An 11,850-nucleotide genomic window follows, 5' to 3' on the forward strand; every position below is an offset into this window, starting at 1 on the left:
CTGGTCCTTGTCGGCGGCATCTGGCGCAGGCTTCGGCGCAACATAAGCGCAAAAGCCGCAGCCAAAGCAGAACTATACCTTGAAAGCGGAAAGCGAAAGCGGGTAGAAAACGGCAGAATAAAGATACATGAGCGGGAAAGCCAATGTTCAAGACCATGCCCATCGTCAAGGCACTGGGGGCCATTCTGGGGTCGCTGCTGTTTCTGATGCTGTCGATCTGGGGTGCCAGCGCACTTTATCATATTGGTTCCGGTCATGGCGATGACGCCACGCAGGCCTATACCATCCCGACCGGAGATGGTGCCGCCCCGGCCGAGGCTGCGCCGGCCGAAGAACTCGACATTCCGGCGCTGCTGGCCGCAGGGGATGTTGCCGCGGGTGAAAAGGCATTCGGCAAGTGCCGCGCCTGTCATAAGCTGGACGGCAGCAACGGTGTCGGCCCGCATCTGGACGGTGCCGAGGGGCGTACGGTCGCCGGGCTGCCCGATTTTGCTTATTCGGACGGGATGAAGGCCCATGCCGCCGAAGAACCCGTCTGGACGCCTGAGGCGATGTTCCACTTCTTTGAAAATCCGCGCGGTGTCGTGCCAGGGACCAAAATGGCTTTTGCCGGGATCAAAAGCCCGAAAGAGCGGGCTGACCTGATCGCTTATCTGGCGACGGTCCAGTAATCGCGGCATAAAGGCATAAAAACGACCGGCGCGGCCCTTGGGTCGCGCCTTTTTCATGCGCCGGTTCACGCAAATGCGCCTTGAAACCAAGCCCCTGCGCGGCCTAGCCTTGGCTGTCACTTGCAAAGGATATGCGATGAACCCGCTGAACCTGAACCGCCGTCAATTGCTGATCTCGGCCGCCATGTCGGGGGCCTTTGCCGCGCGTCCGGTCTGGGCGCAGGCGGTCGCGGGTGCGGATGGGGTGATCCGGGCGCATGGGATCGGGATTTTCGGAACGCCTGCGCTGGCATCCGATTTCACGCAACTGCCTTATGTCGATACCGATGCCCCCAAGGGCGGCGAGATGTCGGAATGGTTCATGGGCGGTTTCGACAGTTACAACCCCTATACGCTGCGCGGTCGGGCGGCGGTTCTGTCGAATATGCCGCTGGAATCGCTGCTGACCGGAACTTCGGATGAGGTCGGCACGGCCTATGGCCTGCTGGCGGAAACCATCGAATATCCCGAAAACCGCGACTGGGTGATCTTTCGCCTGCGCCCCGAGGCGCGGTTTTCCGATGGCACGCCGCTGACGGCGCATGATGTGCTGTTTTCCTATGAGACCCTGCGCGATAAGGGGCTGGTCAGTTTTCGTGCCGTGATTGCGCAGCAGATCGCCAAGGCCGAGGTTCTGGACGATCACAGCATCCGCTATTATTTCACCCCGGATTATCCCCGTCGTGATCTTATTCAATCGGTTGGCGGGTTGCCGGTTTTTTCGCGCAAGGATTTTCAGGATAACAAGCGCGATATTGCGCAAAGCTCGAATGTCCCATTTATCGGCTCCGGCCCTTATGTGATCGAACCTGCCGAAATGGGGCGGCGCGTGGTTTTGCGGCGCAATCCGGATTGTTGGGGCAAGGATCTGGCGATCAATCGCGGGCGCTATAATTTTGATCGACTGCGGGTGGAATATTTCGCAGATTACGACACCGCATTCGAGGGGTTCAAGGCTGGCGAATATCGGTTCCGCAGCGAGGCGAGTGCTATAAACTGGGCAACCGGCTATGATTTCCCGGCGGCACAATCGGGGCAGGTGGTCAGGGAAACCATCCCTAACGGCAATATTCCCAACGGTCAGGCTTGGGCGATAAACCTGCGCCGTCCGCAATTTCAGGACATCCGGGTGCGCAAGGCGTTGTCGCTGATGTTCAACTTTGAATGGGCCAATCAGGCGCTGTTTTATGGGCTTTACAAGCGCGTTAACAGTTTTTGGGAAAACAGTGATCTTGCGGCGCAGGGGGTGCCATCGCCAGAGGAGGTTGCGCTGTTGGAACCCGTCGCCGCCGATTTGCCCGAGGGTATCCTGACCGATGAGGCGGTAACGGCGGCGACCTCGGGCGATCAGCAGCTGGACCGGCGCAATCTGCGACAGGCAGCCGCGCTGCTGGATGCGGCGGGTTGGACAGCCGGGCAGGATGGGCTGCGTCGGCGAAATGGCCAGACATTGCGGGTCGAGTTTCTGAACGACAGCCAGACCTTTGACCGGGTGATTAACCCTTATGTGCAAAATCTGCGGGCGCTTGGCGTCGATGCGGCGAATGTGCGGGTCGATGATGCGCAATATGAGGAGCGCCGCCGCAACCATGATTATGATTTGATTTCAGTGCATCTGGGACAGTCCGAGATCCCCGGTGGCGGCTTGCAGCAGTATTTTGGCTCGGCTTCGGCGGGGGATGTGTTCAACGCTATGGGGCTGGCGAATCCGGCGATCGACAAGCTGATCCGTGCGGTCGAGGCGGCGGACAGCCAGGAGGCGCTGGCCTTGCACACGCGGGTTCTGGACCGTGCTTTGCGGTCGCTGATCTTCTGGGTGCCGCAATGGTATAATCCTGATTATATCGTGGCTTATTGGGATATGTTCACCCATCCCGGAAAGATGCCGCCCTATGCGTTGGGAGAGATGGATTTCTGGTGGCAGGATGAGGAAAAGGCACAGGTGCTGCGGTCGGCGGGTGTGCTGCGGCAGGGATAGCCGTGGCTTGTCTTGATTTCTGCGGTGGAAACCGCGAAAAGATGCGGAATAAGGTCGTAAAGACCGGGTGACGGGCAGAAAGGGCGGATATGGGCGCCTATATCCTCAGACGATTGGCGCTGATGATTCCGACCTTGATCGGCATCATGCTGATCAATTTCACGCTGACGCAATTCGTCCCCGGCGGGCCGATCGAACAGATCATCGCGCGGGTGCAGGGCGAAGGGGACGTGTTCCGCAACATCTCGGGGGGCGGCGATTCCGGGGCCTCGATGGGGGGCGTGGAATATGCCGGGGCGCAGGGCCTGCCGCCCGAGTTCATCGAGGAATTGCAGCGCGAGTTTGGCTTTGACAAGCCTCCGGTCGAGCGGTTCCTGACGATGATGTGGAACTATCTGCGCTTCGACTTTGGCGATTCGTGGTTCCGCTCGGTGAGTGTGGTGGATCTGGTGCTGGAGAAGATGCCGGTCTCGATCACGCTGGGCCTGTGGTCCACGCTGCTGGCCTATCTGATCTCGATTCCGCTTGGAATCCGTAAGGCGGTCAAGGACGGCACCCCGTTTGACACCTGGACTAGTGGTGCGGTGATCGTCGCCTATGCCATTCCGGGGTTTCTGTTCGCGGTGCTTTTGCTGGTGCTGTTCGCGGGTGGATCGTATTGGAAAATCTTTCCATTGCGTGGCCTTACCAGCGATGATTGGGAAATGCTCTCAACCTTTGGCAAGATCAAGGACTACCTGTGGCATATCATTCTGCCGGTGACGGCCTCGACCATTGCCAGCTTTGCTACGCTGACCTTGTTAACCAAGAACAGCTTTCTGGATGAGATCAACAAGCAATATGTGATGACCGCCCGCGCCAAGGGCCTGACCGAACGGCGGGTGCTCTATGGTCATGTGTTCCGCAATGCGATGCTGATTGTCATTGCTGGCTTTCCAGCGATGTTTTTGGGGGTGTTTTTTGGTGCCAATATCCTGATCGAGACAATCTTTTCGCTGGATGGTCTTGGCCGGCTTGGCTTTGAATCGGCGGTGCAGCGGGATTACCCAGTGATTTTCGGCACGCTTTATGTCTTTGGCCTGATTGGTCTGTTGGTCGGGCTGCTGTCGGATTTGTGCTATGTGCTGGTCGATCCGCGTATTGATTTTGAATCGAGGGCAGGCTGATGGCGCTTTCCCCCCTGAACCAGCGTCGCTGGCGTAATTTTCGGCGCAATGGCCGGGCCTTCTGGTCGCTGGTGATCTTTGCAACCTTGTTCTTCCTGTCGTTGTTTGCCGAGCTGATCGCCAATGACAAGCCGCTGGTGGTGCAATATCGTGGTGATTATTATTTTCCGGTCTTTCAGTATTATTCCGAGGAAACCTTTGGCAGCGACCTGAACAAACCGACGGTTTATTATGACCCGTTCACCATCTGTCTGGTGAAAACCGGCGGTTTGTTGGATGATTGTCTGGACGATCCCGAAAGCATCGTGGCGGATCGCAGCGATACCCGTGTGGCAGAGGTGGACGGTCAGCCGGTCAAGCCGGGCTGGATGATCTGGCCGGTGATCCCGTTCAGCTATTCGACGATCGCCTATGACATGCCGCAATCGGTGGCGCTAACGCCGCCTTCTGTCGCGCATTGGCTTGGCACCGACAGCCAGAAGCGCGACGTGATGGCGCGGGTGATCTATGGGTTCCGCACCTCGGTTCTGTTCGCGCTGATCGTGACGGCTTGTGCCAGCGTTATCGGCATCGCGGCGGGGGCGGTGCAGGGCTATTTTGGCGGCCGGGTGGACCTGTTCATGCAGCGCCTGCTGGAGATCTGGTCCTCGACCCCTTCGCTTTATGTTATCATTATCCTGTTCGCCATTCTGGGGCGCAGTTTCTGGCTGCTGGTGTTCGTGACCGTGCTGTTCGGCTGGCCTGCGCTGGTCGGGGTGGTCAGGGCCGAGTTCCTGCGGGCGCGAAACTTTGAATATGTCCGTGCAGCCCGTGCGCTTGGGGTCAGCAATCGGGTTATCATGTTCCGCCATATCCTGCCCAATGCGATGGTGGCGACGTTAACCATGCTGCCTTTTGTGGTGACAGGCGCGATTTCGGGCCTCGCGGCGTTGGATTACCTGGGCTATGGCCTGCCGGCCTCGGCCCCGTCGCTGGGAGAACTGGCATTGCAGGGCAAGCAGAACCTGCAAGCGCCGTGGCTTGGCTTTACCGCTTTCTTCACCTTTGCGCTGATGCTGTCGCTTTTGGTGTTCATTTTCGAAGGCATCCGCGATGCGTTCGACCCGCGAAAGACCTTCGCATGACTATTCTGACGGTTGATAACCTGCGCATCAGTTTCCGCGCCGATGGCAAGATCACCCCGGCGGTAAAGGGCGTCAGCTTCAGCGTGGCCAAAGGCGAAACCGTGGCGTTGGTGGGCGAATCCGGCTCGGGGAAATCGGTCACGGCGCTGTCCACGGTGCAGCTTTTGGGTAAGGCGGCGCAGGTTGAAGGTTCGGTCCAGTATCAGGGGCAAGAGCTGGTGGGGGCGTCGGAAAAAAGCCTGCGGGCGATTCGCGGCAATGACATCAGCTTTATCTTTCAAGAGCCGATGACGTCGCTAAACCCGCTGCATACGCTGGAGCGGCAATTGGCGGAAAGCCTTGCGCTGCATCAGGGTGTGCGCGGGGGGCAGGCGCGGGCGCGGATCGTGGAACTGCTGACCCGTGTCGGCATCCGAGACGCCGAATCGCGGCTGGCGGATTATCCGCATCAACTGTCTGGCGGGCAGCGCCAGCGGGTGATGATTGCCATGGCCTTGGCGAACCGGCCCGATCTGCTGATTGCCGATGAACCCACGACCGCGCTGGATGTGACCATTCAGGCGCAGATCATAGAGCTTCTGGCGGAACTCAAGCGCGATGAAGGGCTGTCCATGCTGTTCATCAGCCATGACCTTGGCCTTGTGCGCCGGATTGCCGACCGGGTTTGCGTGATGAAGGATGGCGAGATCGTCGAGCAAGGCCCGGTCGAGGCGATTTTCGCCAATCCGCAGCATCCCTATACGCAAAAGCTGCTGGCGGCTGAACCCGAAGGGCTGGCCGATCCCATCGCCCCGGATGCGGCCGAGATCGTGCGCACCGAGGATCTGAGGGTCTGGTTCCCGATCAAGCGCGGGCTGATGCGCCGCACGGTTGGGCATATCAAGGGGGTGAACGGCGCCAGCCTGTCGGTGCGGCAAGGGGAAACCCTTGGTATTGTTGGCGAATCGGGCAGCGGCAAGACTACGCTGGCGCTGGCGATCATGCGGCTGATCCCCTCTGATGGGCCGATCCTGTATCTGGGGCAGGACATTTCCGGCTGGACGGCGCAAAAGCTGCGTGGCTTGCGGCGCGACATGCAGATCGTGTTCCAAGACCCGTTTGGCAGCCTCTCGCCCCGGATGACGGTGGAACAGATCATTGCCGAAGGGCTTGGCGTTCACGGGTTGGAGCCAGGCCGCAACCGGCGCGAGATGGTGGCCGAGATCATGGCGGAGGTCGGCCTGCCCCCCGAAGCGATGGACCGTTACCCGCATGAGTTTTCCGGCGGCCAGCGCCAGCGTATCGCTATTGCCCGCGCGATGATCCTGCGTCCCAAGGTGGTGGTTCTGGACGAACCCACCAGCGCGCTGGATATGACGGTTCAGGTCCAGATTGTCGCGCTGTTGCGGCGTTTGCAGCAGTTGCATGGGCTGGCGTTTCTGTTCATTAGCCATGATCTGCGCGTGGTTCGGGCGATGTCGCATCAGATCATGGTCATGCGCGCCGGAGAGGTGGTCGAGCAGGGCAGCACGACCGCGATTTTCGACGCACCAGCAACCGATTACACCCGTGCGCTGATGGCTGCGGCTTTTGGGAACCGGGCATGAAAATCCTGTTCGTGCATCAGAACTTTCCGGGCCAGTTTCCGCATCTGGCCCCGGCTCTGGCCGCGCGAGGGCATCAGGTTCTGGCCCTGACCGACCAGAAAAACGGACGCCCTAGTCCGGTTCAGGTGGTGAAATACAAAAGCCCCGATCCGATCCCGCAAGAGGTGCCTTCGCTGGCGCAAAGCTATGTTGAACACACGACGCGCGGCTATCTGGCGGCGCGTGGGGCGCGGGCTTTGCGGGACCGCCACGACTATGTGCCAGACGTGATTTTCGGCCATTCCGGCTGGGGTGAGACGCTGTTTCTCAAGGAAATCTGGCCCGATGCGCGGCTGTTGATCTATGCCGAGCTGATCTATCGTCCGCATGGGCATGATATTGGTTTCGATCCCGAAATCACTCCGGACAGCGACGAGGCGCGGATGTCCTCAATCGCGCGGGGGGCGCATCTGCTGATCGGAATCACGCAGGCTGATGCGGCGCTGGCGCCAACGCGGTTTCAGGCCAACAGCTTTCCGCCCGAACTGCGTGACAAGATCACCGTGATCCATGACGGCATCGACACAACCAAGGTCATGCCCGACCCGCAGGCCAGCGTGACCATGCCCAACGGCACGGTGCTGCGGGCAGGCGATCCGGTGATCACCTATGTATCGCGCTCAATGGAGCCGTATCGCGGTTTCCATGTGTTCATGCGGGCCTTGCCCGAGGTGCTGGCGGCGCGGCCTGATGCGCATGTGGTGATGGTCGGCGCGACGGATCGGGTCAGCTATGGGGCCAAGCCAAAGGACGCGCTGAATTGGTATGAAAAGATGCTGGCCGAGCTTGGCGGTGGTATCGACCTGAACCGGGTGCATTTCCTTGGCCGGGTTGGATATGAGCAATACCTGCGGGTGCTGCAAATCGGGCGGGCGCATGTTTACCTGACCTATCCCTTTGTTTTGTCGTGGTCCTTGACCGAGGCGATGGCGGCGGGATGCAATATCATCGCATCCGATACCGAACCTGTGCGCGAATTGATCCGGCATGGCCATAACGGCCAGCTTATCGGTTTTTTCAACCGTAAGGCGCTGGTGCGGCGGATGCTGAAGGCGCTGGAGGGGCCAACCAAGGCTGAGACCGCGCGACGCCGGGCGGCACGGCAGACGATCCTTGATGGCTATGATCTGCACCGGTACAGCCTGCCGCGCCTGATTGATTGGGTCGAAAGTTTTGATCCGGCAAAGGGCTGGCAGCCGCAGCCTGGCCATTGGCCCGGTCCGGCGCTGCCGGTCTAGGTCAGGCGCATTTCTGTCAGGCGGCGGGCAGGTCGACCTCTGCGGCCAGCCCGCCCAAAGGGCTGCGGCCAAGGCGAATCGCGCCGCCATGCAGACGCGCCAGATCGCTGACAATCGCCAGCCCAAGGCCCGATCCTGATGCGCCGCGCTCATCCAGACGGGTGCCGCGGGTCAGGGCTTCGGCATAATCGGTTTCGGCCATGCCCGGCCCGTCATCCTCGATCCGCAGGGTCAGCCTGTCGCCTTGGCGCAAGGCGCTGATGCGGATATGGGACCGCGCCCATTTTACCGCGTTTTCGGTCAGGTTTCCGATGATTTCTTCCAGATCCTGCCGCTCTCCGGCGAAGGCCAGATCAGGCGGGATGGTGGTTTCGGCACGCAGATCGCGGTCTTGCATCGGGTGGCGCAGCACCAGCAGGATGTCCTCTGCGACGCCAGCCACTGGCGTGCGATGGCCAAGAATACCCGGCGCGGCAGCGGATCGCGCCCGGCGCAGGTGCCAGCCGATCTGGCGGTCCATCCGTGCGATCAGCTCTTGTGCCGCCGGGTCCGGCATCCCGGCTTGCAGCGCCGCCAATGGGGTTTTCAGCGAATGAGCCAGATTGCCAAGATGCTCACGCGAGCGGGCAATGACGGCTTGGTTGCTATCCAGCAAGGCATTGATTTCACGCACAACCGGCTGAAGTTCCGCAACGCGGGGCAGGGGCAGGGTTTCCGCCTTGCCAGTGCGAATATCGGTCAGTCCGGTTTGCAGGCGGCGCAGGCTGCCCAAGCCCATCTGAACCTGCACCAGACTGGCGGCGGTCAGCCCAAGCCCAAGCAGAATCAGCGAAATGGCCAGCGGGCGGCGGACCTCGGCCAGCGCGGCATTGATTTCGGATTGTGGCGCGGTCAGGCGCAGAATGACCGGATCGGCGGCACCGGGCAGGGTGATGGGCAGCACCATTGCACGCAGCGCCGCGCCGCCCATATCCTGCCCCGGAATCCCCATCCCGCTGCTGCGTGGCCCATGCAGCCAGCCGTCGAACAGGCTGTCCGACCGCGCCAGTGCCTGCCCACCCTGATCGGCCTGCCAATACCAGCCCGACAGCGGAATCTGCCAGCGTGGATCGGTCAGCGGGTCGCCAAGACTGGCACGGCCATCTGCCTCTACCGCCAGCGCGGCAATCAGCGTATCCGCCGCCGCCGACAGTTCGGCATCGAAACGGTCGGTGACAAAGCGTTCCAGCACCGCACCAATCGCCAGCCAGGCCGCCAGCAGCGCCGCGCCAAGCCAGACTGCGGCCAGCAGCAGCAAGCGCCCACGGATCGAGCCGGGCCAGATCATGCCGCGCCGTTCAGCAGATAGCCTTCGCCGCGCCGTGTCTCGATCAGCCCGTCGCCCAGCTTGCGGCGTAACCGGCCGATGACGACTTCGATTGACTTGAAATCGCGGTCCTGATCGCCGTCGTAAAGATGTTCCGACAGTTCGGTGCGGCTGACGATGCGGCCCTGATGGTGGATCAGATAGGACAGGATGCGGGTTTCGAATGCGGTCAGTTTCAGCGGTGCGCCGTGCAATGTGACCGTGGCGCTGGCGCTGTCCAGCGCCAGTGGCCCGGCCGTGATAACAGACCGCGCATGACCCGCCGCGCGGCGCACCAGTGTCTGACAGCGCAACACGACCTCATCCAGACGGAACGGCTTGACCGCATAATCATCGGCCCCGGCACGGAACCCTGCCACCTTGTCTGACCAGTCGCCCCGCGCGGTCAGGATCAGCACCGGCATGGCAATGCCCTGATCGCGCCAGCGGGTCAGAACCTCGATCCCGCCCATACCGGGCAGGCCAAGATCCAGCACGGCGACATCATAGGTTTCGGTTGCGCCAAGATATTCGCCCTCCTCGCCATCATGGGCCAGATCAGGGGCGAAACCGGCATCGCGCATGGCCTGTGCAAGCTGGTTGGAAAGGGTGGGGTCGTCCTCGACGATCAGGCATCTCATGGCGGGAACCTTATTTGCGGGCCTCGGTCAGACCTTCGCCCAAAACCTGAAGGATGCGGCCCGAGCGCAGGTCGGCGCGGATCATCAGCAGGTCACGGCGTGGGGTCAGCCAGCGCAGTTCGACGATATGTTCATAACCTTGCGCACATTCGGGCCCGTTGGGGGGCACCGGGCGCGCACCAATCAGCCGACCGTGAAATCGTGTGCCGACCTCGGCTGCGATCTGATGTAACGCCTGAACCGAGGGGGGCGGGCCTTCGGCCATAACCACATGCGCCACCGGAACGGCAGCGCCAAGGGCGATCAGCAGGGCAGCAAGGCGAAACTGTTTCATCATGGTCAGGATATTACGCGCGGGCAGGTAAACGAAAGGTAAATCCGCCATTGGTCTTTCGTTGGGAATCGCGGTGCTAAAAGCGATTCGTGTTGGGGCAAGCCCCCGCCTGTCGAGCAGAATATGTAAGGAGTAACCGATGTTTTCGTTCGATCTCAAATCTTCCGTGGCTGCTGTCGCCCTGGCGGCGGTAATGGCCGTGCCGATGGTGTCCTTGGCGCAGGATGCCGCGCCTGAGGCCCCGGCGGCAGCGCAAGCCGCTGCGCCGGTTGCGCTGCCACCTGCGCTGTCCATTGACGGGCTGAGCGATGTGACCCAGACTCGCGGCAAGCATGGCGTTCGGGTGCAGGGCAAGCTGCCCGATGGTCAGGATTTCACCGCCGGTCTGGATGCGCAGGGTGCGCTGCGGATGATCCGCACCGAGGGGGTGCTGCCGCAGGCGCTGCTGGATGCGGCGCTGCCGGATACGGTGCGTCAGGCTCAGGTGCTGGCGCAGGTTGCGCAGGTCAAGGGGCTGATGCTGTCCGATCAGCGCGGCTCCATGGTGATGGGGCAGGACAGCGATGGTCAGCCGGTGATGGCCGCTTTTTCGCCGCAGGGCGAGCTGATGCGCTTTGCCCGTGGGGATGATGCGATGCCGCGTATGGATCGCGGCCCGCGTGGTGATCGTGACAATGATCGTGGCTTTGCCCCGCGCGGCGACGGTCAGAAAATGCAGGGTCGCCGTGGCGGCGATTGCGACGGCCCGAAAATGGGCAGCAAACCGGGCCGTGACAACGCTCAGCAGCGCCCGGCCCGTGCTGGCCGCACCGCTCCGGTGGATGAAGCTGCGGTCCGCTCGGCCACCGAGGCGGCGGGCTATACTGACCTTGGCGCAATCACGCAGGACGGGCCGAACAGCTTTGTCGAGGCCAATAACCCTCAGGGCGAAGCCGTGACCGTCGCCGTTGGCCCGAACGGCCGGGTCTTGGGCGAAACCGCCCGCTAAGCGGCAGATCATACAGGCAGAAATGGGGCGGTGCCGGGAAACCGGCGCCGCCCTTACGCCATGTAACGGCCAGGCCGGTGATTGATGGCGATGACCAGGTTCAGCACGACCGCGCCAAGGAAGGACCATGCAACCGTGGTTATATCCCGCAGCACCAGCGCGGTCGCAAACAGCGCTACATCGAATAAAAGCTGCGTCCAGCCCGCCCGAAACCCGGTTTTGTCCTGAAGATACAGCGCCAGCACGCCGACCCCGCCAAGCGAGGCCCCATGCCGGAACAGCGCCAGCAGCGCGCTGCCCGAAATGCAGCCGATCAGCAGCGCCCCGACAGCCGGATGCAAATTGCCGAATGAAATATAGGGCGGCAGCACCGCGACCAGCAGCGACAGGCTGGCCACCGCAACAAAGGACTTGATCGTAAAGGCCCAGCCGAACCGCCGCCAGCCCAGATAGTAAAAGGGCAAATTGATGATGAAAAACACCGGCGCGAATCCCCAGCCTGTCGCATAAGAGATCAGCAGTGCCAGCCCGGCGGTCTGGCCGGTCACGAACCCCAGATGGGTCAGGATCAGCACCCCGATGGCGGCCATGAAGCTGCCATAGGCAAGCCCTTGTGCATCATCAATGAAACTATGTGTCGGGGTGGCGCTGTTCATGGTCATGGTGATGGCGCAGGCGCAAGAGGGGCGCAAGGGGGGATG

The 11,850-nt window shown here is 61.5% G+C and carries 11 protein-coding genes; 7 read left to right on the forward strand and 4 right to left on the reverse strand.

The genetic code is table 11. The features are described 5' to 3' along the window. Positions 1-143: 143 nt before the first annotated feature. The 6 genes from Q4G24_RS11090 (at position 144) to Q4G24_RS11115 (ending at position 7,841) form a co-directional block, all read left to right on the forward strand. The gene (locus Q4G24_RS11090; RefSeq protein WP_303366598.1) at positions 144-671 is read left to right on the forward strand and encodes a cytochrome c family protein; all 528 of its coding nucleotides are present in this window, start codon (positions 144-146) and stop codon (positions 669-671) included. Between the two features lie 136 nt (positions 672-807). After that, positions 808-2,688 (forward strand): extracellular solute-binding protein, encoded by a 1,881-nt coding sequence (locus tag Q4G24_RS11095; protein WP_303366599.1) that lies wholly within the window; start codon positions 808-810, stop codon positions 2,686-2,688. 89 nt (positions 2,689-2,777) lie between these two features. Next, complete coding sequence (locus tag Q4G24_RS11100) at positions 2,778-3,854, forward strand: microcin C ABC transporter permease YejB (protein ID WP_303366600.1); 1,077 nt, start codon at positions 2,778-2,780, stop codon at positions 3,852-3,854. Continuing rightward, entirely contained in the window at positions 3,854-4,978 is a 1,125-nt protein-coding gene (locus tag Q4G24_RS11105; protein WP_303366601.1) for an ABC transporter permease, read from the forward strand. Before Q4G24_RS11100 ends, Q4G24_RS11105 begins: the two co-directional genes overlap by 1 nt. Next, the gene (locus Q4G24_RS11110; RefSeq protein ID WP_303366602.1) at positions 4,975-6,564 is read left to right on the forward strand and encodes an ABC transporter ATP-binding protein; all 1,590 of its coding nucleotides are present in this window, start codon (positions 4,975-4,977) and stop codon (positions 6,562-6,564) included. The genes Q4G24_RS11105 and Q4G24_RS11110 overlap by 4 nt, the downstream gene beginning before the upstream one ends. Further along, positions 6,561-7,841 carry a glycosyltransferase gene (locus Q4G24_RS11115; RefSeq protein WP_303366603.1) on the forward strand — a complete coding sequence of 427 codons (1,281 nt, stop codon included), beginning with the start codon at positions 6,561-6,563 and terminating at the stop codon, positions 7,839-7,841. Before Q4G24_RS11110 ends, Q4G24_RS11115 begins: the two co-directional genes overlap by 4 nt. A 16-nt stretch (positions 7,842-7,857) precedes the next feature. Here the strand turns inward: Q4G24_RS11115 and Q4G24_RS11120 are convergent, their stop codons facing one another. The 3 genes from Q4G24_RS11120 to Q4G24_RS11130 are packed head-to-tail and all read right to left on the reverse strand — an operon-like array spanning position 7,858 to position 10,212. Next, positions 7,858-9,168, reverse strand: coding sequence for an ATP-binding protein (locus tag Q4G24_RS11120; protein WP_303366604.1), 1,311 nt, complete (start codon positions 9,166-9,168; stop codon positions 7,858-7,860). Further along, a complete protein-coding gene (locus tag Q4G24_RS11125) occupies positions 9,165-9,827 on the reverse strand; it encodes a response regulator transcription factor (protein WP_303366605.1) in 663 nt (220 codons plus the stop codon). The genes Q4G24_RS11120 and Q4G24_RS11125 overlap by 4 nt, the downstream gene beginning before the upstream one ends. A 10-nt stretch (positions 9,828-9,837) precedes the next feature. Then, positions 9,838-10,212 (reverse strand): hypothetical protein, encoded by a 375-nt coding sequence (locus Q4G24_RS11130; protein WP_303366606.1) that lies wholly within the window; start codon positions 10,210-10,212, stop codon positions 9,838-9,840. An 88-nt stretch (positions 10,213-10,300) separates the two neighbouring features. Between Q4G24_RS11130 and Q4G24_RS11135 the strand changes: the two genes are divergently transcribed. Continuing rightward, on the forward strand, positions 10,301-11,149 hold the full coding sequence (locus Q4G24_RS11135) for a hypothetical protein (RefSeq protein WP_303366607.1): 849 nt from the start codon (positions 10,301-10,303) through the stop codon (positions 11,147-11,149). Positions 11,150-11,202: 53 nt separating this feature from the next. On the opposite strand, the gene Q4G24_RS11140 is transcribed toward Q4G24_RS11135, so the two are convergent. Then, entirely contained in the window at positions 11,203-11,811 is a 609-nt protein-coding gene (locus tag Q4G24_RS11140) for a YitT family protein (RefSeq protein ID WP_303366608.1), read from the reverse strand. Positions 11,812-11,850: the final 39 nt, after the last annotated feature.

The sequence above is a fragment of the Paracoccus sp. (in: a-proteobacteria) genome, assembly GCF_030538695.1.
In the GTDB taxonomy this organism is placed as follows: domain Bacteria; phylum Pseudomonadota; class Alphaproteobacteria; order Rhodobacterales; family Rhodobacteraceae; genus Paracoccus.

Excerpts from the sequence above, each read along its gene's own strand:
- Q4G24_RS11095 (WP_303366599.1), top strand. The coding sequence starts at position 808 with ATGAACCCGCTGAACCTGAACCGCCGTCAATTGCTGATCTCGGCCGCC.
- Q4G24_RS11110 (WP_303366602.1), top strand. The coding sequence starts at position 4,975 with ATGACTATTCTGACGGTTGATAACCTGCGCATCAGTTTCCGCGCCGAT.
- Q4G24_RS11135 (WP_303366607.1), top strand. The coding sequence starts at position 10,301 with ATGTTTTCGTTCGATCTCAAATCTTCCGTGGCTGCTGTCGCCCTGGCG.
- Q4G24_RS11120 (WP_303366604.1), bottom strand. The coding sequence starts at position 9,168 with ATGATCTGGCCCGGCTCGATCCGTGGGCGCTTGCTGCTGCTGGCCGCA.
- Q4G24_RS11105 (WP_303366601.1), top strand. The coding sequence starts at position 3,854 with ATGGCGCTTTCCCCCCTGAACCAGCGTCGCTGGCGTAATTTTCGGCGC.
- Q4G24_RS11125 (WP_303366605.1), bottom strand. The coding sequence starts at position 9,827 with ATGAGATGCCTGATCGTCGAGGACGACCCCACCCTTTCCAACCAGCTT.
- Q4G24_RS11140 (WP_303366608.1), bottom strand. The coding sequence starts at position 11,811 with ATGACCATGAACAGCGCCACCCCGACACATAGTTTCATTGATGATGCA.
- Q4G24_RS11100 (WP_303366600.1), top strand. The coding sequence starts at position 2,778 with ATGGGCGCCTATATCCTCAGACGATTGGCGCTGATGATTCCGACCTTG.
- Q4G24_RS11115 (WP_303366603.1), top strand. The coding sequence starts at position 6,561 with ATGAAAATCCTGTTCGTGCATCAGAACTTTCCGGGCCAGTTTCCGCAT.
- Q4G24_RS11130 (WP_303366606.1), bottom strand. The coding sequence starts at position 10,212 with ATGGCGGATTTACCTTTCGTTTACCTGCCCGCGCGTAATATCCTGACC.
- Q4G24_RS11090 (WP_303366598.1), top strand. The coding sequence starts at position 144 with ATGTTCAAGACCATGCCCATCGTCAAGGCACTGGGGGCCATTCTGGGG.